A 26207-nucleotide genomic window follows, 5' to 3' on the forward strand; every position below is an offset into this window, starting at 1 on the left:
GATGCCGGCGGGATGGCGGCGGTTTTCTGTGGCGCCGGGCCCGCCAACGGGACCCCGGCCATGACCGTTCCGGAGCCCATCATAGCGGCTGCACCGCCCGCCAACACCCTGCACGACGCCGCAACAGACCTGTCGGCGCGCATTCTACAAGGATGCGATATCTGGCCAGACCGACGTGACATGATCGGCCAGGAAACCCGCCACCGCCCGCACGGCCGCATCCCCGGCCCGCCCCCCGGGACAGGTCATGACCACGGGCACCGTCAGAGAGCAAAGGCCGGGCAGCAGGCGGACCAGACTACCATCGGCCAGGGCCGCCGCTGCCAGGATGTCCAGCGTCTGGGCGATGCCGGCCCCGGCCGCGCAGGCTGCGATCATGGCCGCCCCGTCATTGAAGGTCAGGGCCGGACGGGGCCGCAGCCACAGGGCCTCCCCCTCCCCCTGGAACCGCCAGCGGCGGCCATCCGGCGTTTCCCGGCTGGCATAGAGGATGCCGTCATGGTCCAGCAGGTCGGGCAACCCGACGGGTGTGCCATGCCGGGCCAGATAGGCCGGGGCCGCCACCATGATGTACCGCGCCATCCCCAGCGTGACGGGGCGGATATCCTGGTGCGCATCGGCCGGAGGTGCCCCGACGCGCACCAGGATATCCGCCCCGTCGGCGCGATAAAGGGTCCCCCGGTCGCCCAGCGCCAGATCGATGACGATGTCGGGATATTGCGCCCGGCAGGCCGGCAGCAGCGGAACGACCAGGGTGCCGCCCACCCCGGCCGGCGCATCGATGCACACCCGGCCCGATGGCCGGCCATCGCCGCGCCGCACCGCATCCTGCGCCCGGCCCACCGCATCCAGGATGCCGCGCGCATGATCCAGGAAGATGCGGCCCGTGTCTGTCAGGTCCAGCCGCCGGGTGCTGCGCTTCAACAGCCGCGTGCCCAGCCCCTGTTCCAGTCGGGCCAGATGCGTGGTGACCATGGACGGCGACAGGCGCAACTGGGCCGCCGCCCGCGCCAGGGAGCCGGCTTCGACGATGGCGACGAACACCTGAAGTTCGGCAAGGGATGGCATCATTCTTCGATATTCAGAAATTATAGCTTCAAAATATCGCTGATTATTCAAAAGTCCAGCAGGTGCTATCGCTTCTCCATCCACAGAAAATCATCGGGAGGAGGAAGCATCATGGGCATTCAAACCCGCGCGCTGTCCGACAATCTGGGCCTGGAAGTGCTGGGCGCCGACCTGACGCGCGACCTTGATCCGGCGGCGGCAGGCGCCATCCGGGATGCCTGGATCCAATCCGGTCTGCTGCTGTTCCGGGGTGCGGGAACCAGCGACGATATCCATATGCGCGTGTCGCGCATCTTCGGGGAGATGGAGCCGGCGGCGACGGCCGACATGAACAGCCCCGACAACCCCTATCTGATGGTCCTGGCCTATGACCCGGACGACACGAAGGCGCGGTTCAACCGGCATTATGTGGTGGACGGGATCACACGGGCCGGCTGGCTGGGCTGGCACTGGGACCAGAGCTTCATGCCCACCATCGTGCGGGGTGCGGTGCTGCGCATGACCGACCCGGCGGCGGAAATGGGGGAGACGGGCTTCATCGATGCCATCGCCGCCTATGAGAGGCTGCCCGACGCCATGAAGGCCCGGATCGAGGGGCTGGAGGTAGTCTATGCGTTCAACCCCGATTTCGTGTCGGGCCAGTTCGGCTTTCCGCCGGATATCAGGGTCTACAAGGACACACCACCCCCATTGGGCAAGATGTACGACTTCCCCCCCGTGGTGCATCCGCTGGTCATCACGCAGCAGGAGACGGGCCGCAAGGTGCTGAAGCTGTCCCCCATGCATGCCCGCTACATCCTGGGCATGGACAGGGCGGAAAGCGATGCGCTGCTGACGGAACTGGCGGGACACCTGGTCGAGGACCGGTTCGCCTACTACCATTCCTGGGGCAAGGACGACATGCTGGTCTGGGACAATTGGCGCGTCATCCATTCCGCGCGGGGCGTGCCGCTGCATTGCCGCCGCCGCGCCATGCGCACGACGATCATGGGCGACTACAAGGTCGGCCGCTACCTGGACCCGGCCCTGGACCGGGAACGCAAGGTGAAGCGGCTGGTCGACTGATGCCAGCCGGGGGCGGCACCCCCATGTGCCGCCCCCCTGCCCCATCATCCGAGGTCGATGCCCGGCTTGTCGGGATAACGGCCCAGCAGCGGATAGGTCAGCGCCGCGATCAGGAAACAGACCCCGGCCGCCAGCAGCGCGATGTCGTAGCTGCCGTACCAGTCATGGACCAGCCCGACGAGGATGGCCCCGAAGGCGGCACAGGTGCCGATGGCCAGCACCGTCAGGCCATAGATGGCGGCAAAGGCCTGCATCCCGAAATAACGGGCGATGATGAAGCCGGCCAGGTCGATCTCCGCCCCCTGGGCCAGCCCGATCAGCACGATGCAGGCCGCGGCCACCGTCAGCCCCGGCGCGTCCAGCAGGTAAAGCAGGCCACAGCCCGCCACGGGCCCGATCGTGAAAAGGAACCCCAGGACCGGCGCCCAGACCCGATCGATCAGCAGCCCCGTGATGGCTGTGCCCGCGAAGGTGGAGACAGCCAGCAGGCTGACCAGCCCCGCCGCCACCTTGGGGTCCAGCGCCTTGGACACCAGCAGCGGCTGCAACTGCGACAGCAGCCCCACCGCCGGGCCATAGGTGAACCCGGCGGCGATGCACAGCAGCAGGATGCGGCGGTTGCGCAGCAACCGGGGCCACAGCCGCCAGCCGGCCACCGCGCCGGACCGCGCCGCAACGGCGGCCGGTTCCGGCCGGCGATCGCGGACCAGCGCCCAGGTGACGGGAAAGCTGATGAACAGGGCGACGCCGGCCAGCAGATAGAACCCGCCGCGCGACCCGTATCGCTCGATGGCGATGTAAAGCAGGACGGGCATCAGCGCGCCGGAAAGGGTCAGCCCCATGCGCGACACGGCCAGCGCCAGCCCCCGCGACTTGTCAAACCAGCTTGTCACGGCGCGGGTAAAGGACAGGCCCGTCGTGGCGATGCCGATCAGGACCAGCGCGCTCATCGCAACATAGTAATGGACCAGCGACGGGGTCAGGTTGGCCAGCGCCACATAGCAGAGCACAACCAGCAGGATGGCCGGCAGCAGGACCTTGCGCACCCCGACCTTGTCGACATAAGCACCGATGAACGGGGCCAGGAAGGCGGCCACAAGATTGGCATTGTGCGACAGCGCCTGCTGCCCGCGCGTCCAGCCGAATTCGTCCTGCAACGGCTGCACGAACAGGCTGCCCACGAAGGAAAAGACGGCATAGCAACTGGCCATGCCGATGCCGGTCCCCGCCACCACCGGCCAGTGGGCCCGCCATTCGTCACGGGCCTCGCGCGTCAGGAATGACATCTTAAATTCTCCGGAAGGGAAGATCGGTCACACAGGGGATGGGGCGGCATCATGCGGGCCGCCGGGCGCGCAAGCGGATACGGCCGTCGCCAAAGGGTGCGTCGCGGTTGCGCAGCGCCTCCTTCAGGCCCGCACCGGCCATGTCCTGACGGAAGCGGCTGCGGCGCGGCCCCTGGGACAGGTGCGAACGGGCGTCCAGCTCCGCGGCATAACGTTGCGACAGACGGGCACCAGCCAGTTCCATCTGCATATTCACGACCCGCTTGTGGGTGGAAAGGATTTCCGCATCCACATGCGCGATGCGGCGGGCAAGGTCCAGCGCCTCGGCATCGATCTCCGCCGCCGGATAGGCTTCCAGCACCAGACCGATGCGCGCGGCGTCCAGGCCGCTGATCGTATCACCCGTGAACAGCATGCGCTTGGCCCATTGCGGGCCGCAATGGTAGAGCCAGAGATTGGTGGGCGGGGTCCCGTTGGCGCGGGCCGCGGGAAAGCCGATGCGCGCATCGTCGGCCGCCACCACGATATCGGCGGAAAAAGCCAGATCGGTGCCGCCGGCCAGGCAATTGCCCTGCAGCTTGGCGATGATCGGCTTGTGCAGGTCCAGCATCAGCAGCGTCATGTCCTGCTGCCGCTCCAGGTGCCAGATATCGTCGTCCAGCGTGGCGCTGCGCGTCCGGTAGAGCGCGGGGTCGTAACCGGCCGCGGCAGCGGCAGCACCGCCATAGCTGTCGCCCAGGTCATAACCGGCACAGAAATCCCGCCCCTCCCCCTGCAGCAGGATGGCGTTCACGTCCGTGCGGTCATCGGCCTCCAGCAGCGCGTCGTGGACCTCCCGCAGCATGGCGGCGGACAGGGCATTGCGCTTGTCCGGCCGGTTCAGGGTCAGCACGGCCACGCCGTCCGCCACCTCGAAACGGATGCAGGCCGTGGATTTCAGCCATTTGCCGGGATGGTCCATCCCTTGCCTCCCCCTGGGTCGTTGGTTTGCCGGCCGCATGATAGGGGCCGGCCTGGAAAGGGGCGACGGCCATGGCCGGCCCCGCCCCTTCCATCACAGACCTGATGGAAGGGCCGGGGCGGGGCCATCGGTCTGGCCCGCACCGCCGGCCGGGCATAGAGCAGGACCGGAATACCGATGGAGGAAGCCATGACCGACATCCTGCGCGACGAGCCGGCACCCGGCATCTGCCGCCTGACCCTGAACCGCCCCGACGCGCTGAACGCGCTGACCTATGCCATGTATGATGAACTGGCCCGTCTGTTCACCGACCTGCGCCACGACCCGGCCGTGCGCGTGGTCATCCTAACGGGGGCCGGCCGGGGGTTCTGTGCCGGGCACGACCTGCGGGCGGCGGGGGAGCCCGGCTGGGTGCCGCCCGGACTGGGCAAGGCGCAATGGGCACGGGCCGTCATGGCCCGGCTGGGGTCGATCACGCCGCTGATCCGATCCCTGCCACAGCCGGTCATCGCCGCCGTCAACGGGGTCACGGCGGGGGCCGGATATCCACTGGCGCTGGCGGCCGACATCACCATCGCCGCCCGGTCGGCGCGGTTCGTCAACGCCTTCCACAATGCCGGCAGCGGGCATGAACTCGGCCTGTCCTATCTGCTGCCCCGGCGGGTGGGGGCGGCACGGGCCGCCGAACTGCTGCTGACGGGCCGTGCGGTGCAGGCGGAGGAGGCGGCATCCATCGGCCTGATCCTGAAATCCGTGCCGGACGAGACATTGATGGATGAAGCGCTGGCCATGGCCGACGCCATGCTGGTCAACAGCCCCATCGGCACGGCGCTGACCAAGCAGTCGCTGTGGCTGAACGAGACGGCACCCAGCCTGGAGGCCGCCATCGAGATGGAAAGCCGCGCCATCTTCATCAGCCAGACGACGGAAGACACGGCCGAAAAGCGCCGCGCCTTCATGGAGAAGCGGCGGCCGCGCTTCACCAACCGCTGAACCGGCCGGCGGTCCGGCGGGGGCAGCACCCCCAACCGGTCCGCCGTCTTGCGTCAGGCCGCCTTGTCCCAGACCAGCGGCAGGGAGGTGTAGGAGATGTTGACGCCGGCCTGGAAGGTCAGCCGGTCGTCGGCCAGACGGAAATCGGGAATGCGCTTCAGCCATTCCTCCAGGAAGATCGTTAATTCCGACCGGGCCAGATTGGCCCCGACACAGCGGTGCGGCCCCTGGCCAAAGGTGCCGACGCTGGCGATGCGCCGCGTGAAATCGACCTTCAGCGGATCGGGATAGGTCTCATCGTCCAGGTTCATCATGGCCGGCGGAGAGATGACGATCTCTCCCGCCTTGACCAGGGCCGGCCCGACCTGCTGGTCATGCAGGCACATGCGCCCCGTGCCGGCCGTGACCGTGGGGAAGCGGCGCAGCAATTCCTCCACGGCGGCGCTGATGATGGCCGGATTCTCGATGATCTGGCGCCGGTGATCGGGATTTTCCGCCAGGAAGCGGGCGAAGAAGCCCAGCGTGTTGGCCACCGAATCCAGCCCCCCGATCAGCAGCAGCGTACACATGGAATGCAACTTCTCCTCGCGCATCCGCTCGCCATCCACCTCCTGCAACGACAGCCAGCTGATCAGGTCGTCGCCCGGATTGGCGCGGCGTTCCCTGATGATCGGCGCCAGATAGGCGGCCAGGCCACGGATGATGTCGGCCTTGTTGCTGCCCGGCCGGATGATCTTGGCCACTTCCTCCAGCAGGGTGAGCCGATGGCTTTCCGGCAAGTCGACCAGGCGCAGGAAGACGATGATGGGAAGCTGGAAGGCGAAATCGGCCATGAACTCGCACCCGCCCTTGTCCTTCAGCCCCTCGATCAGGTCGATGGCCAGCGCGCGCACGCCCGGCGCCAGTTGCGCCACACCCTTGCGCGACAGGGCCACCGACAGGTGGTGGCGGTACTTGGTATGTTCGGGCGGGTCCAGATGGATGGGCGTGAACCCCTCCCCCGTCGGGTTATTCGATCGCGGCACCACCAGGGCGCGGGAGGAGAAATTGTCGCTGTCCTTCAGAACGCGCGCGGCCAACCGGGCATCATTGACGTACCAGTGGCCCTCGTTATGGCGGGTCCAGAAGATGGGCGGGGCTTTCTGCTTCAGCGCGTACAGTTCCGCGAAGAAGTCGGACCCGGCCGGACCCGGGGCGTAGACGTCGTAATCATGGACGAGATCGGCCGGGACATGGTCCGGGACGGTCATGTTCATGGCATAGGCGGGCATCGGACGGAACTCCTGCTGTCGCGCGCATCGGGCGCGCGGTTGGCCATCGGGCGGGGATATGGGGAAAGATTAGGGGCCGATCCTGCCGCCCGTCCAAAGCCGGGCCGGCCGCCGGCACCAAGGATCGTATGCTTGATAAGATCACCCGACCCCGGCGACAGTGGCACATCCGCGGGGCATAAAGGCGTCACGAGAAAGGCCGGCGTTCCGGCCCCCGGCAAACAGGGAAGAGCACGACCATGCCCACGATCACCTTCATCGACCCCGACGGCCAGTCCCACGTGATGGAGGCGGAAGAGGGCCAGTCCGTGATGAAGGTTGCCGTGCAGAACGGCGTGCCGGGGATCGAGGCCGATTGCGGCGGCGCCTGCGCCTGCGCCACCTGCCATGTCTATGTCGACCCGGCCTGGGCCGCCGCCGCCGGGACCCCCGGTGCCGAGGAACAGGAGATGCTGACCTATACCGTCGACCCGGCGGAGACCTCCCGCCTGTCCTGCCAGATCAAGGTCAGCGCCGCGCTTGACGGTCTGGTCATCCGTATCCCCGCCAGCCAGCACTGATCCCCATGACCACCACCATTCCCGCCCTGTTGAGGGATGCCGCCCGCCGTTTCGGGGACAAGCCCGCGCTGAGCAGCGCCCAGGACGGTGCCATCGGCTTCCGGTCGCTGGATGCCATGGCCGACCGCGTGGCCCGCGCCCTGCTGGCCGACGGGCTGGCCAAGGGCGACCGGGTCGGTGTCTGGGCGCCCAACATGTGGGAATGGGTCGCGGCGGCCGCGGGCGCCCAGCGCATCGGCGGCGTACTGGTGCCGCTGAACACGCGCCTGCGCGGGGGGGAAGTGGCGGACATCATCCGCCGGGCCCGCATCACCCACCTGTTCAGCATCGGTGACTTCCTGGGCCGTCACTATCCCGACATGCTGCGCGGCGAGACAATGCCCGATCTGCGCCGCATCATCGTGCTGCGGCCGGGCACCGGCGCCCTGCGCGGTCTTGAACAGGGGTGGGAACCCTTCCTGTCGGCGGGCACGGGCGTCGGGGACGACCGGCTGTCGGCCCGGTCCGCCGATGTCGGTCCCGACGATCTGGCGGACATCATGTTCACGTCGGGCACCACGGGCCTGCCCAAAGGGGCCGTGTTCGACCATAAACGGTCGCTGGGCGGCGGGCGCGCCTGGTGCGGCATTTCCGGCATGGGGCCGGATGACCGCTATTGCGTGTTCGGCCCCTTCTCCCACAACGCCTCCTACAAGGCGGGATGGGTGGCCGGCCTGATGTCGGGGGCCACCATCCATTGGCCCGACGCCTATGATGGGACGGCCATCCTGGACCTGATCGCCGGCAACCGCATCACCGTGATGCCAGCACCGCCAACCGTCTGGCAGGAACTGCTGGACCATCCGGACAAGGCAGCCTGGGATATCGGCTGCCTGCGCTTCCTGTCGACAGGGGCGACGACCATTCCGATCCAACTGATGCGGCGCCTGCGCGACGAGACGCCGATACAGATCCTGTCCACCGGCTATGGCATGACGGAATGCTGCGGGTCCGCCACCCAGACCCTGCCCGACGACCCGATCGAACGGGTGGTTCAGACCGTGGGCCGCCCCATCCCGGGCACGGAGATCCGCATCGCCGGCCCGGATGGCCAGCCCCTGCCGCCGGGGCAGGCGGGCGAGGTGCTGATCCGCGACGACAAGCTGCTGCTGCATTACCTGGACAATGACCAGGCCACCCATTCGGCCCTGGATGGCGATGGCTGGCTGCACAGCGGCGATGTCGGTGTGCTGGATGCCGATGGCTATCTGCGCATCACCGACCGGCTGAAGGACATGTATATCGTCGGTGGCTTCAACGTCTATCCGGCGGAGATCGAGCGCCAGATGGGTGCCCTGCCCGGACTGCGGGCCTGTGCCGTGATCGGCGTGCCCGATGCGCGGCTGGGGGAGGTGGGGCACGCCTTCATCGTGCGCAGCCCCGGTTCCACCCTGACGGAGGCCGAAGTGATCGCCTGGGGCAAGGCGAACCTGGCCAATTACAAGGTGCCGCGCGGTGTCACCTTCATCGACGCGCTGCCCATGAACAGCACGGGCAAGGTGGTGAAGTTCACCCTGCGCGACTTGTTGAAGGGATAGAAACGGTAGGGGGACAGACGTCACGTCTGCGCCCCCACCAGCCGTCATCCCTGCCCTGGCACCCGTTACCCTGGCACCCGTTACCCTGGCGCCCGTCGTCAGCCGCGCAAGATCAGCCCGTGGGCCGGCAAGGGGCCGATTTCCGTCACGCCGCCATCCACAGGCAACAGGACGCCCGTGATGAACCGGGCCTCGTCGCTGGCCAGGAAGCAGGTGGCCATGGCCACATCCCAGGCGTCCCCCTCGATCCCCAGCGGGCCGACCCTGCGCCTGTCCTCGCGCATGCCGGGTGGCATGCGGTGGGCGATATGCGGGGTCATCACATGTCCGGGTGCCACGGCATTGGCCCGGATGCCATCGCGGCCATGGGCCACGGCGATTTCCCGCGCCAGCTGCACCATCGCTGCCTTTGACGTGCCATAGGCCAGCGACCCGTGCGCCCGCAGCCCGGCGATGGAGGAGATATTGACGATGGCCCCGCCACCACCCGCCACCATGTGCGGCACGGATTGCTGGCTCATCCACAAGGCGCTGTCCAGATTGACCGCCATGATGGCGGACCATTGCGCCTCGTCCAGCCCCGACAGGCTGGTAGGCGGTGAGATGCCCACATTGTTGACCAGGATGTCCAGCCGCCCCAGCCAGGCCACGGCCTGCGCCACCGCATCGGCACAGTCGGCGCGCCTGCCCATGTCGGCGGTGATGGCCAGCGCCTGCCCGCCGCGCCGCCGGATCATTCCGGCGGTGGTGGCGGCACGGTCTCCGTCCAGGTCGATGCAGGCGACACGCGCGCCTTCACCGGCCAGCACCAGGGCGATGGCGCGGCCGATGCCCACCTCTTCTCCCGCGGCGCCGGCACCGGTGACGATGGCGGCCTTGCCCGGCAGCCGGCGGCCGGTCAGGATCGGTTCCGGCATGGTCAGTGCTGCGGGCGCATGTTGACCACCCGCCCTTCCGCATGGGCCACGATGACGGCGTCACCCGGGTTGTACCGGGCCGGAATGTCCGCCGGGACCAGCCGGTCACCGCGATGTCCCCGAACGAAGCTGTTTTCATCGATGTGCAGCACATGCCGGCCCGCCGCATCCGCCACGGCCACCATGCCGGCATCCACGGACAGGATGGTGCCGGCAAGCGGCAGCCGGCCGTTCGACGGCATGACGCGGGTATCCATGGAAAGCCGGAACTGATCGCGGGAGATGTTGGACAGGCCGCTATGGGGCGTGTGCAAATCCATCAGCAGCACATCCCCCGGCCGGTAATCCGTCCGCCGCCAGGCCTCTGCCGGCACGTCCGCGGCCTCGATGGGCAGGATGCGGGTGCCGTCGCGCCGGTGCAGGCTGGGCTGCCGGTGCAGCCCTTCCACCACGGCCAGGCCGCCGACATCGGCATCGATCTCACCGATCGGCACCCAGCAGATCAGGAATTCCAGCCCGTCATTGTATGACCCGTCGGCATGGATGAAATCGAAGCGCGGGCGGGTGACATCCTGCACCGGGGGATTGGTGCGGTGGACCGTGAAGGGAACCCAGAACGGATCGCAGCCGAACAATGTCTGGAAGAAGCTGTTGATGGTCGGCGCGCCGTGCAGCAGGCGATGGACCTTCTGTTCATTCAGGCGCGTCAGGTTGGAATTGATCGGCAGGGCCGAATAATCGGCACCATTATAGCGATGCTGCGGGTCGGCCGGATCGGCAACCCCCATATCGACCAGATAATCGATATAGACGCGGCGGATATCGGCGATCACCGCCTTGTCCAGCACGTCGCGGAAGAACCAGTAACCGTCGCGCTCCCACGCCGCCGCAAGGCCCGCCGGGTCGCCCAGCAGATGATTGGACACGTTCAGTTCACCCATTTCCGGCATGGGGGGCCGTGCCTGCATGTTCATCGCCGCTTCTTCCCTGGTCTGTCCGGGTTGTTCCCGGTTCAAGGGGTCATGATGAAAGCGTTGGCAAGCCACCACTATGGCCATATTTAACAATATACATGGCTATAATTCACAGGACAGGAACCGATGGCCGATATTGCCGTGATCGCCCCGCCGGGATCGTTCCTGGCCAGCCTGGGCGCCTGCCTGGACGCCTTCGTCGTGGTGCGGGCGCAGGTGGAACAGTTGTTCGCACCCAGCGAGGGGCTGAAGTTGGAGGCGCGCCTCCATCTCCTGACGGAGGATGGGCAGCCGGTGCGACTGGCCGATGGAAGACGGCTGCCCTGCGACGGGGCCTGGGGCGGAACGCGGCCCTATGGCCTGATCCATATCGCCAATTTCCGCGTGGGTTCCGCGACGGCCCTGGACGAGAGGCTGGCGGCATGCGAGCCGCTGGGCCATTGGCTGCGTGCCCGCAAGGCGGAAGGCACGCTGATATCAGCCAGTGGATCGGCACTGTTCCTGCTGGCGGCGGCCGGGCTGGTGGATGGCATGGCGATACCGCTGTCGCGTCCCCTGACGCCCCTGTGCCGGGAACGCTTTCCCCGCCTGCCCGTCGATCCGCGGCGCGGCGTGGTGGAGGAAGGCGGCCTGATCCTGGGTGCCGGACCGGCGGCCGAGCCGGCATTGATGGTGCGGCTGATCGAGCGCGTGTTCAGCGCGGAAGCCGGGCGATGGCTGGCCGCCGTCACAGGCGTCGACCGCGTGGTGGAGGACAGGCTGTCCGGCGACCCGATGGTGGCCAACGCCCAGGTCTGGCTGGAAATGCATTTCGCGCAGGACATCCGGATCGCCGACCTGGCCCGGTCGCTGTCCACCAGCCATCAGACCCTGATCCGCCGCTTCACCCGTGAAACAGGCATGGGGCCAAAGGATTACGTGCAGCATCTGCGCATCCGGGCTGCACAGCGGCTGCTGGGCCGCACGGGCCGGACCATCGACCAGATCGCCGCCATGGTGGGATATCGCGACCCGCGATCTTTCCGGCTGGTCTTCCGATCCCATAGCGGGATGAGCCCGACGGCCTGGCGGCGCCGGGCCACGGGGCCAGGACCGATATCGCATCCGTGAAGCCTGCCGGCAAGTCCGGTACGGCCGCTTGCCGGCACGCCATCCGGAGCCGAGCCTGAAGGCGACAAGGGAGGCAAAGACCAATGCACGATACGACCGCCATCATCGACGCCGACACGCTGTCTTTCATCCGCCGGATGAAGGACCGGCAGGAAATCCTGGACTGCCTGCATCGCTATACGCGCGGCGTCGACCGGTTCGACCGCGACCTGATGCTGTCGGCCTATCATGCCGACGCCATCGACCAGCATGGCGTGGCCGAAGGCGTCGCCGGTGCCTTCGTCGACTGGGCCATCGGCTGGCACGGACAGTTCCAGAACCGCCACCAGCACATCATCACCAATCACACCATCGACCTGGATGGCGACACCGCCCACGGCGAAACCTACTACATCTTCTGGGGAGAGAACCGGGAAGGGCCGCCCAGCCTGTGTTTCGGCCGCTATGTCGACCGGTTCGAACGGCGCGACGGCCGCTGGGCCATCGCGCACCGCGTCTGCGTGAACGAGAAGGTCGGAACCTTCAATGAAACCGCCTTGCCCCCGGAATGGGCCGCCGCCCTGTCCTCCACCGGCCCCTGCCGGCGCGACGGACAGGATATCTCCTATGCCCGGCCGCTGACCGCGGGGCAGGTGCAGCCGGGGTGAGGATCATCGCCCCACCCCCATGACCCAATGGCTGAGCCGGTCCCACAGCCGGGCGCGCGTGGATGCGAAATTGTGCATATGGGCCATGGTCGGCACGATCACCAGCGTGATGTCGCCCGCGGTGATGAAAGCCGACGGCTCCGCCCGGAAATCGGCGCTGGTGTCGCGTTCCCCAAACCCCAGGAAGACCGGCACGTCGATGGCAGCCGCCTCCGCCGCGACAAAGCCGGGCCCCATCATGGCCACGACACAGTTGGGAATGGTCAGGCTGCCGAAGGGCGGGGCCGTGCGGCGGATGGGATAGCCACCTTCCATATCCGTCTTCAGGATATCGGCCGGCACATCCTCCCAATGGAAGGGATAGACGAAATCGGCGACGCCGGCCGCGCTGCGCGCCACCGACAGGCCCGCAGGGTCGTCATCCCGGCTGAAACGGTACTGCGCCTTGGCCGTTTCGGCCTGTGCCGCCGTGGGCTGCGGCAACACGGTGTGGATGGCCGAATAGCCCAGCACCGCAATGGCATCGAAGCTGCGATGGCGGGCCTGCATGATGATGGTGACCCCGCCGCCCATGGATTGCCCGATGCCGACATGCAGCGCATCGGGCAGCGGCGGATAGGCATCCAGCAGGCCCCCCATTGCCAGCCCCCGGCGCACCCGGTCCAGGGCCGCATGGTTGGCGGCGGCAATATCCTCGATGCTCAGGCTGGACAGGCCGGCCGTGTCGCTGTCGCCGACGCCCGGGTGATCATAGGCGACCAGGATATGGCCGGCGGCCACATGGTGGGCAGCCTGGCTGTATCCCGCATGGCCGTCAAACGCCATGTCATAGTAACCGCGGCCATACCCGCCACCGGGAGAGGCATAGATCACCCGCCCGCTGAACCGCGCCGGGTCTTCCGGCGCGTGGATGGTCAACGCGATCGTCCGGCCACCACCGGGTTGCGTCGCCACATGCATGGTCTTGCGCAGCATCGCTTCTCTCCCTTGCCATTTGCCCTGATCCATCCCTTGTCCCCGCCGGCAGGCGGAATGCAAAGACCGGCGGCCGGAGCGGGGGCGATTCATCATGGACCTGAAGAATGCGCCGGCCCGCCGATTTGCTGTCTGGCGCCGGCCGGCACCGGCGCTACGCTGCCCCTCATCCAAAAGACGCGAAATGGCGGGATCAGGTGATGGGTCATATCGATTTCAACGGGCAGGTCGCAGTCGTCACCGGCGGTGGAGGCGGGCTGGGCCGTGCCTTCTGCCTGGAACTGGCCCGCCGGGGTGCCGCCGTGGTCGTCAACGACCTGGGTGGCAGCACAACGGGCGAAGGATCTTCCGCGACCTTCGCCGACGCCGTGGTGGCAGAGATCCGGGCAGGCGGCGGCAAGGCCGTGGCCAATTACGACAGCGTCGCCACCGAAGCCGGCGGGGCCGCCATCATCGACGCCGCCATCGGCCATTTCGGCCGGATCGACATCGTCATCCCCAATGCCGGCAACCAGCGCAACGCCCGCTTCGGCGAATTGACCGAGGCCGATATCGACGCCGTCCATGATGTCCATGTGAAGGGCGCCTTCTTCGTCACCCAGCCCGCCTATCGCCATATGGTGGAACAGGGATATGGCCGCATCGTGCTGGTCGGTTCACAGTCCGGCATCTTCGGCAATCCCATCCGCGCCAATTACGGATCGGCCAAGACGGCCATGATCGGGCTGATGAACGTAATCGCGCAGGAGGCGCCGGCGGGCATCGCGGTGAACTGCCTGTTCCCCAACGCGATCGGCGGGCGCCTGGGCGGCAAGCCGGGTGACGTGCGGCCCGACGCCGATTTCCTGGCCGCCGCCGGCCAGCGCTCCCGCCACTATATCCAGGGCATGCAGCCGGATTTCGTGGCTTCCATGGCCTGCTACATGGCTAGCCGGGCCTGCGACAGTTCGCAGAACATGTATTCCGTGCTGGGCGGCAAATACTCCCGCATCTTCGTCGGCCTGACGGAGGGCTGGTATCACCCCGGCACCGTGGCCCCCACCGTGGAGGAGGTGGCCGCACATCTGGCGCAGATCGATGATCGCAGCCACTATGCCGTTCCGCGCAGCGGGCTGGAGGAAATGGACACGGTGATCGAGGCACAGCGCCGCCTGAGCCCGGCGTGACCCGGCCGGCACCCATAAGCGCGGCCCGGCTGCTGGACCTGCAACAGGCCGGTGCCGACCTGTTCCGCAGCCGGCACGCCCAGGCCAATCCGGCGGGCGCGCTGTTCGGCGGACAGGTGCTGGCCCAGGGGCTGACAGCCGCCGCCCGCACAGCGCCGGCATGGATGCCCCATTCCCTGCACGGCTATTTCCTGCGGGCGGGCGATGCGGGCCGCCCCATCGACTATGCCGTGGAAAGGCTGCGCGACGGGCGGCGTTTCGCGGCACGGGCCGTCCGGGCCAGCCAGGACGGCCGGATCATTTTCCATCTGCATTGTTCCTTCCACGACCCCGAAGAGGGCGAAGCCCACCAGCAGCCCCCGCCCGCCGGCCTGCCGGCCCCGGAGACGCTGGTTTCACTCGACGCCTATGTCGCCGCGCATGCCCATCGGCTGCCGCCGGAAACCGTGGCCAGTTATACGGCACCCTTCCCGCTCGAACTGCGGCTGGTGGCGCCGGAAACCTATTTCTTCGCACCGTCCGGTGACAGGTCCCGGGCCTTCTGGGTGCGCATGCCCAGCGCCGCCGGCAGCGATGACCGTGACCAGGCCGCATTGCTGGCCTTCCTGGCCGATTACTGGCTGGCCGGCATCGCCGTGGGGCCGGGGCGCCTGTCCACCAATCGCCAGGAACTGACCATCAACAGTCTGGACCATGCGATGTGGTTTCATCGGCCGGCACGGGCGGACGAGTGGCTGCTCTATCACTGCGATACGCCGTCCGGCGGCGACGGCCGCGGACTGGCACGCGGGCTGCTTTACGACCGGCAGGGCCGGCTGGTGGCCAGCACCAGCCAGGAAGCGCTTTTCCGGTCCATGACCTGAACGGGGGAAAACCATGCGCGCCATCCGTTACCATGCCCATGGCGGGCCGGACCGGCTTCGGCTGGAAGAAGCGCCCGCCCCCTGTCCGGGCGCGGACGAGGTGCTGGTGCGGCAGGCCTTCAGTTCGGTCAATCCCGCCGACTGGAAGTTCAGGGCCGGCTGGTTCCGTGAATGGGTGCCACAGGCCTTCCCGTTCACGCCCGGCGCCGATATTGCCGGCACGGTGGTGGCGGCCGGGCCGCTGGCGGCGGGTTTCACATCCGGCATGCATGTTGCGGGCATGGTTCCCGTGCAACAGGGCGGGGCCTGGGCGGAACTGGTCGCGGTCAAGGCCCACGCCCTGGCCCCCCTGCCCGATGCCATATCCCCGATGGACGCGGCCGGCCTGCCCCTGGCCGGTCTGACGGCATGGACCGCCCTGTTCGACCTGGGGGCCTTGCAGGCCGGACAGGCGGTGCTTATCCACGCCGCCGCCGGTGGGGTGGGCAGCCTGGCCGTACAACTGGCAAAGATCGCCGGCGCGCAGGTGATCGCCACCTGTTCGGCCACCAACCGGGACCGGGTGGCGGGCCTGGGCGCGGATCGGGTGATCGATTACCGGGCCAGTGACTTTGCCGACGGGCTGCGGGATGTCGACCTTGTGCTGGACGGGGTCGGTGGCGCCGTCCGGCACCGGTCGTTCCCGGTGCTCCGGCCCGGCGGCATGCTGGTCACGCTGGACCCCACCCCGCCGGAACCGGATGCCGCCACCCGCCACGGGGTTCGGATGACCACCGCCGCCGTCGCACCCGATGGCGCGCGCCTGGCACATCTGGCGCATCTGATGGCGGCCGGGCGGCTGCGGGTTCCCGTCGACCGCGTCTTCGCGCTGGAGGAAGCAGCCGCCGCGCACATGCTGAGCGAGACGGGGCATGCCCGGGGCAAGATCCTGGTCCGGATGGATAGGGACAAGGATGGGCGGGAGGGTGAACGACGGGGGGCCGGCTTGCGTCCTGCCTGACCATTCCAGAGCGGACCATCCACCAGCATCCATGGGAGGTGCAGCATGACGAACGACAGCACCCGTTCCACCGACAGGACCTTCGTCACCGACCCGCTGGAGCGCGGCAGGCATTATTTCCGCGACGCCATACCCGGCATCGACACGGGCTATTTCGGACCGATGTGGCACGCGCTGGCCATCGCGCAGATCGTCTGGCGGGATATCGATGATATCGCCGCCGGATACGGGGTCAGCGGGTCGGACATCTTCGTGCTGGCGGCGCTGCTGATCGAGGAGGACCGGTCGCCCAGGCCCACGGACCTCGCCCGCATGCTGTTCGTGACGGCGGCCGCCATTTCCGTCCGCGTGGCGAAACTGTCCAAATCGGGGCTGGTGGAGCGGGTGCCGGCACCGGACGACCACCGGACGGTGCATCTGCGGGTGACCGGGAAAGGCCGGGAACTGACATTGTCCGCCATGGAGCGCATCGCCCGCACCTGCTCCTTCGCCCGCGCCTGTCGCGACCTGACGGCGACGGACAGTACCGATCTTGAAACCCTGCTGCGGACCGTGCATGTCGCGATGGAACGGGACTTCCTCACGGCCTGAGCAACAGAACTACTTAAATGCTTAAGCTGTTGCGAATTGGCAGACCGCAAGCCGGCGGTATCCTTATCCCCAAGCAATATGAACAGGGAGGGTGGCATGTCCATGCCGGTACGGTTTCCCAGGATCGACTTTTCCGACATCAAGCCACACTGGGCACCCAACATCGCCTTTTGCCAGGACCGCAACGCAACGTCGATCATCCCGACGCCGGTGGAGCCCTGGCTGATCAAGCTGTTGCAGGAGGTCAAGCCATTGCTGCCGGCCGATGACGAGGCCCTGCACGCCGACATCCAGGCCTTCATCGGCCAGGAATCCCAGCATTTCCGGCAGCACCGGCAGTTCAACAAGGTGCTGATCGATGCCGGCTATCCGCGTCTTGCAGAATTCGAAGCGGAACTGGCGGCCGATCTGGAGCGCTTTACCCGGACCCGGTCACTGAAATTCCGCCTCGCCTATGCCGACGGGTTCGAATCCCTGGGGGCCGTTGCCGGTGGCCTGTGGTTCGACCATTCCGAGGAGATGATCGGCGGCCTGGACAACGCCGCCATCCGCCTTTGGAAATGGCATATGGCGGAGGAATTCGAACATCGCGAAGTCTGCTTCCAGGTGTTCAGGAAGGCCTTCGCGCGCGGCCTGTGGGGCCGCATCGTGAACGGCTATTTCTACCGCATCTACGGTTTCGTCTATGCCATGTGGCATCTGCGGCGGTTTTCCGCCAAGGCGTCCGCCTATATGCTGGAGATCGATCGCGCCGGCATGAATCCGGCCGAGCAGGCCAGGCTGGAACAGGACATCAAGGCGTTCCGGAAATTCAACCGCCGCGTCTTCCTGAAACCGCTGCTGGCCAATTTCCTGCCCTGGTACGATCCCGGGCGCAAGCCCGTGCCCAAGGGCCTGTTCGAGTATCTGGCCAGGTTCGACAAGGGCGGTGAATGGACCGCCCGCCGGGCCGGCTGACCGCCCCGCAACAAGACAAGGGCCCGGCAAGCCGTCAGGCGGCGCTGTCGGCCGGCGGGGTGATACCGGTCAATATCTTGTAATAAAGCGGCATCGAAGCCATCCGCTCGGCCCGGGTTTCCTTGATGGCCAGGGCGTAATAGCCCACCTGGTGGAAATAGAGCACCCGCGCCCGGACGGCGCATTCGGCCTCCTCATAGCCCAGGTTGCGGAAGATGTCGCCCAGCAGGGCAATCCGTTCCTCATCCACCCGGCGCAACAGGGTCGCGGCGGTCTTGGAATGGCGGGCCCAGTCACGCACGGCATTGTCGAAGCTGGGGGAGAAATCCTTCTCCTCCACCCAGGTGCGGATCAGCGCCTTGAACTGCGCATCGCCATTGCCGCGATTGCTTTCCACCGCCGTCCTGATCGCGGTGGTGTTCGTGTCGCGCCAATAGGTCAGCAGCGCCTGAAGCAGTTCGCCACGGCTTTTGAAATGCCAGTAGAAGCTGCCGCGGGTGACCCCGATCTCCTTGGCCAGGCGGTCGACCTTCACGGAATCGATCCCCCGCGCCACCAATGTCTTCTTGGCGGCCAGCACCCAATCCTCGCGCCCCAGTCGCGGCCCGGTCGGGGCCTTGCGCGGCCGCTTCTTCAGCGACGCATCGGTCGGGTCCGTTTCGGGAAGGTCACTCGACATCATCAAGTCCGGGATCAGTGGGCACCAGCCGGCCCGCCGGTCAGGCCGGCCGACCCGTCAGTACATACCTGTATACCGCGCCGGGTTCAACGGGAACAGCGGGCTGGCGGAGGCGATCACCGGGATCGGGGTCGGCCATGTCATACCCTCCATCGCACGTTCGGGCACATTTCGTACGCCCCGCCGGGGGCCCGCCAGCCGGCAGACCGACAATCATAATCAAGACAGTACTGTCTTTTTTGGAGGGCGACTGGCTGCACCAGCCATGCCCCGCCAGTGCCGGCTGCCTTGGCCGGCATGCAAACCCACACCTGGCACCGTCGCTGGCCACAGCAGGGCCGGATTCTAAAATTTCTATTGTTTATCAGAATATTATCCGACAAAGCCGATTGTCGGCTCGCGCTCAGGATTCACAATGGCGCGCCAGGGGCATAGCACCGCCCTCCCCTGCACGCGGTCGGCACGCCCGCCTTGTCTCCACAGGCCGCTGTTTCCGAATTGACGTACAATACATCACTGTACTATAAAGCCATCATAACACGCCTGATCCAAAATACCCGCCGGTCCCGGCGGGCGTTGCAGGTGCGACATGCCGGGCGCCGGCGCCCTCCTTGTGAAAGGTTGTTCCATGGTCAAGGTCATCGACGGCCGGCGCCTCGCCGAAGGGCTGCGCCCGAACCTGCTGAGGCGCGGGCAGGCGGTTGCCGAACGGCGTGGCGCGCCACCGGGCCTTGCCGTCATCCTTGTCGGCAACGACCCGGCATCCGCCGTCTATGTCCGCAACAAGATCCGCGCCTGCGAAGCGGTGGGCATCCGGTCGGCCTGCCTGCGCTTTCCGGAAAGCATCGGCAATGCCGACCTGCTGGAAACCATCGCCAATCTCAATGCCGATCCGGGGATCGACGGTATCCTGGTCCAGCTTCCCCTGCCCGCGCATATCCGGCTTGATCAGGTGCTGGAAGCCATTTCGGTCCAGAAGGATGTGGACGGCTTCCATCTCTATAATGTCGGCGGACTGGTGACGGGAAACACGATCTTTTCCCCCTGCACGCCCTATGGTGTGGTCAAGCTGCTGGAAAGCGAAAACATCCCCATCGAAGGACAGAATGTCGTGGTCGTGGGGGCCAGCAACATTGTCGGCAAGCCCATGGCCCTGATGCTGATGGCGCGTGGTGCCACGGTGGCGATCTGCCATGCCAAGACGCGCGACCTGGCCCAGTTCACCATCCTGGCGGACATATTGGTGGTGGCGGCCGGCGTGCCCAACCTGATCATTGGGCAGATGGTGAAGACCGGTGCCGTCGTCATCGATGTCGGCATCAACCGGCTGGCCGACGGCTGCATCACCGGCGATGTCGATTTCAACGGGGTCTCGGCCAAGGCGTCGCGCATCACCCCCGTGCCGGGCGGTGTCGGCCCGATGACGGTGACGATGCTGCTTGAAAACACCATTGCATCGGCAGAGCGCGCCTTGGCCCATCAGCAATCGCATGCTGCACCCGATATACCACAATTCCAGCGGGCTTGATCGTCAGCCTTTATTGAACGATACAGTACAGCGCTGTATAATAAGGGTCGGAGGACCTGAGCTTGACCAGAAGATATTCCGCACTCTCGCTGCTGCGTGAAGGATTGAACGGCCAGCGCGGCTGGCAGCCGGCCTGGCGGGATGCCACGCCCAAGCCGCGCTATGACGCGATCGTCATCGGCGGGGGCGGGCATGGTCTCGCGACCGCCTACTATCTTGCCAAGAATCACGGCATCACCAATGTCGCCCTGCTGGAGCGGGGCTGGATCGGCGGGGGCAATACCGGCCGCAACACGACCATCATCCGGTCCAACTATTTCTATCCGCAGACCGCCACATTCTTTGAATTTTCGCTGAAGCTCTATGAGGGCCTGTCGCGGGACCTGAACTACAATATCATGTTCTCCCAGCGGGGCATGTGGATGCTGGGCCATGACCGGCATGGGATGGAGATGCTGCGCCGCTCCGCCAATGCCATGCGGCTGAATGGAATCGATGCGGAACTGCATGATGCCGCTTCGGTCCGGTCCAACATCCCAGGGCTGAATGAAAACCCGCACTTTCCCATCCTGGGCGGCCTGAACCAGCCGCGCGGCGGGTCAGCCCGGCATGATGCGGTGGCCTGGGGCTATGCCCGTGCCGCCTCCGCCCTGGGTGTCGACATCATCCAGAATTGCGACGTACAGGGCTTCCTGATCGAGAACGGCCAGGTGCGCGGGGTGGAAACCAGCCGCGGCACGATGCTGAGCGACACGGTCGGCATGGCGGTGGCGGGCCATTCCAGCGTGGTGGCGGCCAAGGCCGGCGTGCGGCTGCCGATCAGTTCCTATGCGCTGCAAGCCTTCGTTTCCGAACCGGTCAAACCCTGCCTTGACACGGTGATCCTGTCTCCGGCGACGGGTACCTATCTCAGCCAGTCCGACAAGGGCGAACTGGTCATCGGCGCGGGACTGGACCTTTATCTGTCCTATGCCCAGCGCGGCAACCTGCCCTGGATGGAACGGGCCGCGGCCGGCGTGGTCGAACTGTTCCCGGCCTTCTCCCGCATGCGCTTCCTGCGCCAGTGGGCCGGCATCGTCGATGTCGTCCATGACAGCACACCCATCATCGGCGCCACCGGCCTGGACGGCTTCTATGTCAATTGCGGCTGGGGCACGGGCGGGTTCAAGGCGATCCCGGCCGGCGGCTGGTGCCTGGCGCATGTCATGGCGACGGGCACACCACACCCGCTGGCCACCGCCTTCGGCCTGGACCGTTTCAAGACCGGTGCGCTGATCGACGAGGCCGCGGCCTCCGGCATCGCGCATTAGGGGGGATCAACATGCTTCTCATCACCTGTCCATATTGCGGTCCCCGTGCGGAAACGGAGTTCCGCTGCGGCGGCGAAGGGCACATCACCCGGCCGGGACCGCATGACGCCGTCACCGACGAGGCCTGGGCCGACTACCTGTTCTATCGCACCAACCCCAAGGGCGAACACCGGGAACGGTGGCTGCACAGCGCAGGCTGCGGGCGCTGGTTCAACCTGGCCCGCGACACGGTCACACATCGCATCACCGCCGTCTATCCGATGGGCGAAGCGTTGCCGGAAGGAACTGCGGCATGAGCGGCTGGCGCAGCACAAGACCCGGAACCACCGTCGACCAGCGGCGGCCCGTCACCTTCCGGTGGGCGGGCCGGTCCTACCAGGGCTATGAAGGCGATACGCTGGCCTCGGCCCTGCTGGCCAACGGCGTTTCCATCATCGGCCGCAGCTTCAAGTATCACCGCCCCCGCGGCCTGATCGCGGCGGGACTGGAGGAGCCGAATGGCATCGTCCAGCTTGAACAGGGGGCAGCCACCGTCCCCAACGTGAAGGCCACGCAGGTGGAGCTTTACGAGGGGCTGACGGCGACGCCCGTCAATGCCAGGCCCAGCGTCGAGTTCGACCTGATGGCGGTCAATGCGCTGTTCAAGCGCTTCATCCCCGCCGCGTTCTATTACAAGACCTTCTTCTGGCCCGGCTGGAGCCTGTTCGAACCCTCGATCCGCAAGGCGGCCGGCCTGGGCACGGCCCCCGCCCTGCCCGATCCGGACCGGTACGAGCATTGCTTCGCCCATGTCGATACGCTGGTGATCGGCTCCGGCGCGGCCGGGCTGGCCGCGGCCCTGGCGGCGACGGCCCAGCCCGGCAACCGGCGTGTCATGCTGGTGGAGGCGGATGCCGAGTTCGGCGGCGGCCTGCTGTCGGCAACCGGCACGGTGGAGGGGCTGCCTCCGCTGGAATGGCGCGATGCGGCGCTGGCCCGGCTGCGCGCCGCGCCGAACATCCGGCTGCTGAACCGGGCCATGGCCTTCGGCTTCTATGATCACGGGCTGGTCGCCCTGTGCGAACGGGTGAACGACCATCTGCCGCCAGCCGAGCGCACCGGCCCGCGCCAGCGTCTGTGGAAGGTGCGCTGTGGCAAGGTCATTCTGGCGACGGGTGCCTTTGAACGGCCGGTCCCCTTTTCGGGCAACGACCTGCCGGGCGTCATGCTGGCATCGGCGGCACAAACCTATGCCGTGCGCTATGGCGCGCTGCCCGGCCGCACCGCCGTCCTGTGTACCAACAATGACGGCGCCTACGAGGCCGCGTTCGCGCTGCATGACGCGGGATGCGACATCGCAGCCATCGTCGACAGCCGGACGGCACCGGGCACCGTCACCGCCGAGGCCGCCCGACGCGGCATCGAGGTGATCGCCGGTTCGGCCCCCGTCGCGGCCAAGGGCGGCCGCACGGTTCGCGGGCTGGAGGTGACGAGCCTGACCGGGAGGGACCGGCGCCACATCGCCTGCGATGCCATCCTGACATCCGATGGCTGGAACCCGGCCGTCCATCTGCATTCGCAGTCCGGTGGCACGCTGGCCTATGACGCGCGGCAGCAGGCCTTTCTGCCCAAGGACGCCGTACAGGATGCGGTCAGCGTCGGTGCCGCCGCCGGCATCCGGGACCTGGCCGCCGCCATCGCCGCGGCCCGGGCGACGGTCCGGGGCGAACCCGTGGCGGTGCCAGCCGCCCCCGCGGTCGGCCCCACCCGCCGCTTTGCCGACGGCGATATCAGCGCGCAGACGGCCTGGCTGGATTTCCAGAACGACGTGACCGTCGCCGACGTGCAGCTTGCCAGCCGGGAGAATTTCCGCTCGGTGGAGCACCTGAAGCGCTACACCACGCTCGGCATGGCCTCCGACCAGGGCAAGACCTCCAACGTGGCGGGCATCCAGGTGCTGTCCGGCCTGCTGGACCGCCCGCCACAGGCCATTGGCACGACGAAGTTCCGGCCGCCCTTCGACCCGGTGACGATCGGCGCCTTCGCCGGCCGCGCCGTGGGCGACGACCTGTCCCCCTTCCTTGTAACCCCGTCGCACGCGGCGCAGGTGGCACTTGGCGCCCGGATGGAGAATTACGGCGCCTGGCTGCGTCCAGCCTTCATCCCGCGCGACGGCGAAACGGAGGAACAGGCGATTGCGCGCGAAGTCGGCGCGGTGCGGCGGTCGGTCGGGCTGTTCGATGCCTCCACCCTGGGCAAGATCGAGGTGAAGGGGCCAGACGCCGCCGCGTTCCTGACCCGCATGTATGTGAACAATGTCCGGTCGCTGACGGTGGGCCAGGGGCGCTACGGCCTGATGCTGAACGAACATGGCATCGTGTACGATGATGGCGTCTTTGCCCGCATCGGGGAGGAACATTATCTGGTCGGCACGACCAGCGGCCACGCGGCCGCCATCACCGACATTTTCCAAGAATGGCTTCAATGTGAATGGCCGCACCTGCGCGTGGCGGTGGAGAATGTCACCACCGCCTGGGCCGTGATGAACGTTGCCGGACCACAGGCGCGTGCGGTGTTCCAGGCGGTCGGCACCGATATCGATCTGTCCGCCGAGGCTTTCCCGCACATGCACTATCGCGCGGGCACCGTAGGCGGCGTGCCGGCCCGCGTGCAGCGGGTCAGCTTCTCCGGCGAGCTGTCCTATGAGATCGCCGTGCCCTGGGGCTATGGGGCGGGCCTGTGGGATGCGCTGATGCAGGCCGGAAAGCCCCATGGCATCACCGCCTTCGGGGTCGAAGCGCTGATGGCGATGCGCATCGAGAAGGGGTTCCTGCATGTCGGTTCGGATACCGACGGCACGACCTATCCCCAGGATATCGGTTTCGGCCCCGTCATCGCCAAGAAGAGGGACGATTTCGTCGGCCGCCGGTCGACCCTGCGGCCCGATGCATTGCGGACCGACCGGCGCCAGCTTGTCGGGCTGGAAGTGGCCGATGACGGTGGCCCGCTGGCCGTGGGCGCCCATGTCCTGCCGGCCGGGGCGACAGCGGCAACCGGCACCCAGGGCTGGGTCACATCCAGCATCCATTCGCCCACGCTGGACCGGCCCATCGCCATGGGGCTGGTGGAACGCGGGCGTGACCGGATGGGTGATACGGTGCGCGTCTGGGATCTTGGCCAGTGGCGCACGGCCCGCATCGCCGATCCCCGTTTCTTCGATCCCGCAGGAGAGCGCACGCATGGCTGAGCAACCCGCAATCACGCTGCGCCGCACCGCGCCGGAGGCCTTGGAAACCGTCCGCCCGGACCTGTCCTTCCGCCTGGAAACGGATCTGGGCGTCGCCAAGCTGCGTATCGTCGGCAAGGATGCCGACGCGCGCTTTCAGGCGGTGACGGGCATGGTCCCGCCACCTTCCGGCCGGCTGGTGGCGGACCAGGGACTGAGCGTCGCCTGGCTGGCACCCGGTGAATGGCTGGTGACAGGACCGGAGGTGGCGGTTGCCGCCTGGGTGGCGCGGATCGGTGGCCAGACGGCCGGCGACCTGCTGGCGGTGGACCTGACGCATGCCCGCGCTTCGTTCTGCCTCGCCGGCACCGCCGCGCGGGCGGCACTGGCCGCCCATTGCCCCCTGGACTTGTGGCCCGACAGCTTTCCCGTCGATGCGGTAGCCCGGTCGCTGCTGGGTGATGCCGGCATGTTCATCGCACGCCTGTCCGACGGGCCGCATATGCCCCGTTTCCGGATCATCGTCGACCAGACGATGGCCCCCTATGCCGGGCGCCTGTTCGCCCGTGTCCAGCCCCGAGCCGGAGTTTTCCCGTGACCCGCAATCTTGTCCTGCGTTTTCGTTCCCCCGATCGTCCCGGCATCATCGCGACAGTCGCCCCGCTGCTGACCGCCCATGGCTGCGACATCCGCGCGGCGGAGGTCTATGGCGATCCCGATACGGGCCATTTCTTCAGCCGGATGGAACTGACCAGCCCCATCGGCCCCGACAGGCTGGCCGCGCTGATCGCCCCGGCCGCGGCCGACCTGTCGCTGGATTGCGACCTGAAGGATCTGGCCCGCAAGCAGAAGGTGCTGATCGCCGTTTCCAAATTCGGCCATTGCCTGGTCGACCTGATCCACAAGACCGAGATCGGACAGCTTCCCATCGAGATCGTGGGGGTCGTGTCCAACCATGAGACCATGCGCAAGCTGGTGGAATGGCACGGCCTGCCCTATCACCATCTGCCCATGGCCGACGGCAAGGCAGCGCAGGAAGCCCGGTTCCTGTCGATCATCGAGGAAAGCGGTGCCGAACTGACGGTGCTGGCCCGTTACATGCAAATCCTGTCGGACGAGTTCTCCACCAGCCTGGAGGGTCGCTGCATCAATATCCATCACAGCTTCCTGCCCAGCTTCAAGGGCGCCAAGCCCTATCACCAGGCCCATGCGCGCGGCGTCAAGATCATCGGTGCCACAGCCCATTTCGTGACGGCAGACCTGGATGAGGGGCCGATCATCGAACAGGATGTCCGGCGTGTCAGCCATTCCGTCACCGCCGACGAGATGGTAGCCATCGGCCGGGAGATCGAGGCATCGGTGTTGAGCCGCGCGGTGCGCTGGCATGCCGAGCACCGGATCTTCGCCAACGCCAGCAAGACCGTCGTGCTCTGACCACCCGTCACGCTCCGGATGGCCGCACAGCGCTGACAGTGGGGGGGACTGCCCCCCCGCAAGGCAACCC

General features: G+C 67.1%; 25 protein-coding genes. 17 read left to right on the plus strand and 8 right to left on the minus strand.

What is annotated here, in order from left to right; translation table 11 throughout:
* Positions 1-144: 144 nt before the first annotated feature.
* Positions 145-1071, minus strand: a complete 927-nt coding sequence (locus ACM9LZ_RS09935; RefSeq protein ID WP_416619237.1) for a LysR family transcriptional regulator — start codon at positions 1069-1071, stop codon at positions 145-147.
* A gap of 108 nt (positions 1072-1179) precedes the next feature.
* Here ACM9LZ_RS09935 and ACM9LZ_RS09940 point away from each other — a divergent pair, with 108 nt between their 5' ends.
* Complete coding sequence (locus tag ACM9LZ_RS09940; protein ID WP_416619238.1) at positions 1180-2133, plus strand: TauD/TfdA dioxygenase family protein; 954 nt, start codon at positions 1180-1182, stop codon at positions 2131-2133.
* A 44-nt stretch (positions 2134-2177) separates the two neighbouring features.
* Here the strand turns inward: ACM9LZ_RS09940 and ACM9LZ_RS09945 are convergent, their stop codons facing one another.
* Together ACM9LZ_RS09945 and ACM9LZ_RS09950 are read right to left on the minus strand one after the other, a co-directional pair.
* Positions 2178-3419, minus strand: coding sequence for an MFS transporter (locus ACM9LZ_RS09945; RefSeq protein WP_416619239.1), 1242 nt, complete (start codon positions 3417-3419; stop codon positions 2178-2180).
* Between the two features lie 49 nt (positions 3420-3468).
* Positions 3469-4380: a crotonase/enoyl-CoA hydratase family protein gene (locus tag ACM9LZ_RS09950; RefSeq protein WP_416619240.1), complete on the minus strand. Its 912-nt coding sequence runs from the start codon at positions 4378-4380 to the stop codon at positions 3469-3471.
* Between the two features lie 189 nt (positions 4381-4569).
* Between ACM9LZ_RS09950 and ACM9LZ_RS09955 the strand changes: the two genes are divergently transcribed.
* On the plus strand, positions 4570-5373 hold the full coding sequence (locus ACM9LZ_RS09955; protein WP_416619241.1) for an enoyl-CoA hydratase/isomerase family protein: 804 nt from the start codon (positions 4570-4572) through the stop codon (positions 5371-5373).
* A 53-nt stretch (positions 5374-5426) separates the two neighbouring features.
* Here the strand turns inward: ACM9LZ_RS09955 and ACM9LZ_RS09960 are convergent, their stop codons facing one another.
* On the minus strand, positions 5427-6644 hold the full coding sequence (locus tag ACM9LZ_RS09960) for a cytochrome P450 (protein ID WP_416619242.1): 1218 nt from the start codon (positions 6642-6644) through the stop codon (positions 5427-5429).
* Positions 6645-6883: 239 nt separating this feature from the next.
* Here ACM9LZ_RS09960 and ACM9LZ_RS09965 point away from each other — a divergent pair, with 239 nt between their 5' ends.
* Complete coding sequence (locus ACM9LZ_RS09965; protein ID WP_416619243.1) at positions 6884-7204, plus strand: 2Fe-2S iron-sulfur cluster-binding protein; 321 nt, start codon at positions 6884-6886, stop codon at positions 7202-7204.
* 5 nt (positions 7205-7209) lie between these two features.
* The gene (locus tag ACM9LZ_RS09970; RefSeq protein WP_416619244.1) at positions 7210-8781 is read left to right on the plus strand and encodes an AMP-binding protein; all 1572 of its coding nucleotides are present in this window, start codon (positions 7210-7212) and stop codon (positions 8779-8781) included.
* 98 nt (positions 8782-8879) lie between these two features.
* On the opposite strand, the gene ACM9LZ_RS09975 is transcribed toward ACM9LZ_RS09970, so the two are convergent.
* Complete coding sequence (locus ACM9LZ_RS09975; RefSeq protein WP_416619245.1) at positions 8880-9698, minus strand: SDR family NAD(P)-dependent oxidoreductase; 819 nt, start codon at positions 9696-9698, stop codon at positions 8880-8882.
* A 2-nt stretch (positions 9699-9700) separates the two neighbouring features.
* A complete protein-coding gene (locus ACM9LZ_RS09980) occupies positions 9701-10672 on the minus strand; it encodes a phytanoyl-CoA dioxygenase family protein (protein WP_416619246.1) in 972 nt (323 codons plus the stop codon).
* Between the two features lie 126 nt (positions 10673-10798).
* On the opposite strand from ACM9LZ_RS09980, the gene ACM9LZ_RS09985 reads away from it, so the two are divergent.
* On the plus strand, positions 10799-11782 hold the full coding sequence (locus ACM9LZ_RS09985; RefSeq protein WP_416619247.1) for a GlxA family transcriptional regulator: 984 nt from the start codon (positions 10799-10801) through the stop codon (positions 11780-11782).
* Positions 11783-11865: 83 nt separating this feature from the next.
* A complete protein-coding gene (locus ACM9LZ_RS09990) occupies positions 11866-12429 on the plus strand; it encodes a nuclear transport factor 2 family protein (RefSeq protein WP_416619248.1) in 564 nt (187 codons plus the stop codon).
* A gap of 3 nt (positions 12430-12432) precedes the next feature.
* Here ACM9LZ_RS09990 and ACM9LZ_RS09995 read toward each other — a convergent pair whose 3' ends face one another.
* Positions 12433-13404 (minus strand): alpha/beta fold hydrolase, encoded by a 972-nt coding sequence (locus ACM9LZ_RS09995; protein ID WP_416619249.1) that lies wholly within the window; start codon positions 13402-13404, stop codon positions 12433-12435.
* Between the two features lie 200 nt (positions 13405-13604).
* On the opposite strand from ACM9LZ_RS09995, the gene ACM9LZ_RS10000 reads away from it, so the two are divergent.
* The 5 genes from ACM9LZ_RS10000 (at position 13605) to ACM9LZ_RS10020 (ending at position 17981) form a co-directional block, all read left to right on the plus strand.
* Positions 13605-14570: an SDR family NAD(P)-dependent oxidoreductase gene (locus tag ACM9LZ_RS10000; RefSeq protein ID WP_416619250.1), complete on the plus strand. Its 966-nt coding sequence runs from the start codon at positions 13605-13607 to the stop codon at positions 14568-14570.
* Positions 14567-15433 carry an acyl-CoA thioesterase gene (locus tag ACM9LZ_RS10005; RefSeq protein ID WP_416619251.1) on the plus strand — a complete coding sequence of 289 codons (867 nt, stop codon included), beginning with the start codon at positions 14567-14569 and terminating at the stop codon, positions 15431-15433. The genes ACM9LZ_RS10000 and ACM9LZ_RS10005 overlap by 4 nt, the downstream gene beginning before the upstream one ends.
* A gap of 13 nt (positions 15434-15446) precedes the next feature.
* The gene (locus ACM9LZ_RS10010) at positions 15447-16433 is read left to right on the plus strand and encodes an NADP-dependent oxidoreductase (RefSeq protein WP_416619252.1); all 987 of its coding nucleotides are present in this window, start codon (positions 15447-15449) and stop codon (positions 16431-16433) included.
* 45 nt (positions 16434-16478) lie between these two features.
* Entirely contained in the window at positions 16479-17024 is a 546-nt protein-coding gene (locus ACM9LZ_RS10015) for a MarR family winged helix-turn-helix transcriptional regulator (protein ID WP_416619253.1), read from the plus strand.
* A gap of 96 nt (positions 17025-17120) precedes the next feature.
* Positions 17121-17981, plus strand: a complete 861-nt coding sequence (locus ACM9LZ_RS10020) for a metal-dependent hydrolase (protein WP_416619254.1) — start codon at positions 17121-17123, stop codon at positions 17979-17981.
* A 34-nt stretch (positions 17982-18015) separates the two neighbouring features.
* Here ACM9LZ_RS10020 and ACM9LZ_RS10025 read toward each other — a convergent pair whose 3' ends face one another.
* Positions 18016-18663, minus strand: a complete 648-nt coding sequence (locus ACM9LZ_RS10025; protein WP_416619255.1) for a TetR/AcrR family transcriptional regulator — start codon at positions 18661-18663, stop codon at positions 18016-18018.
* A gap of 625 nt (positions 18664-19288) precedes the next feature.
* On the opposite strand from ACM9LZ_RS10025, the gene folD reads away from it, so the two are divergent.
* The 6 genes from folD to purU all read left to right on the plus strand — a co-directional run bounded on the left by folD (position 19289) and on the right by purU (position 26137).
* Complete coding sequence (gene folD, locus ACM9LZ_RS10030) at positions 19289-20188, plus strand: bifunctional methylenetetrahydrofolate dehydrogenase/methenyltetrahydrofolate cyclohydrolase FolD (RefSeq protein WP_416619256.1); 900 nt, start codon at positions 19289-19291, stop codon at positions 20186-20188.
* Positions 20189-20250: 62 nt separating this feature from the next.
* On the plus strand, positions 20251-21498 hold the full coding sequence (locus tag ACM9LZ_RS10035; RefSeq protein ID WP_416619257.1) for a sarcosine oxidase subunit beta family protein: 1248 nt from the start codon (positions 20251-20253) through the stop codon (positions 21496-21498).
* A gap of 11 nt (positions 21499-21509) precedes the next feature.
* Positions 21510-21794 carry a sarcosine oxidase subunit delta gene (locus tag ACM9LZ_RS10040; RefSeq protein WP_416619258.1) on the plus strand — a complete coding sequence of 95 codons (285 nt, stop codon included), beginning with the start codon at positions 21510-21512 and terminating at the stop codon, positions 21792-21794.
* The gene (locus ACM9LZ_RS10045) at positions 21791-24724 is read left to right on the plus strand and encodes a sarcosine oxidase subunit alpha family protein (RefSeq protein WP_416619259.1); all 2934 of its coding nucleotides are present in this window, start codon (positions 21791-21793) and stop codon (positions 24722-24724) included. The genes ACM9LZ_RS10040 and ACM9LZ_RS10045 overlap by 4 nt, the downstream gene beginning before the upstream one ends.
* Positions 24717-25301 carry a sarcosine oxidase subunit gamma gene (locus tag ACM9LZ_RS10050; RefSeq protein WP_416619260.1) on the plus strand — a complete coding sequence of 195 codons (585 nt, stop codon included), beginning with the start codon at positions 24717-24719 and terminating at the stop codon, positions 25299-25301. Before ACM9LZ_RS10045 ends, ACM9LZ_RS10050 begins: the two co-directional genes overlap by 8 nt.
* Positions 25298-26137 carry a formyltetrahydrofolate deformylase gene (gene purU, locus ACM9LZ_RS10055; RefSeq protein WP_416619261.1) on the plus strand — a complete coding sequence of 280 codons (840 nt, stop codon included), beginning with the start codon at positions 25298-25300 and terminating at the stop codon, positions 26135-26137. The genes ACM9LZ_RS10050 and purU overlap by 4 nt, the downstream gene beginning before the upstream one ends.
* Positions 26138-26207 lie beyond the last annotated feature (70 nt).

This window comes from Niveispirillum fermenti (assembly GCF_048066175.1).
GTDB classification, from domain to species: domain Bacteria; phylum Pseudomonadota; class Alphaproteobacteria; order Azospirillales; family Azospirillaceae; genus Niveispirillum; species Niveispirillum fermenti.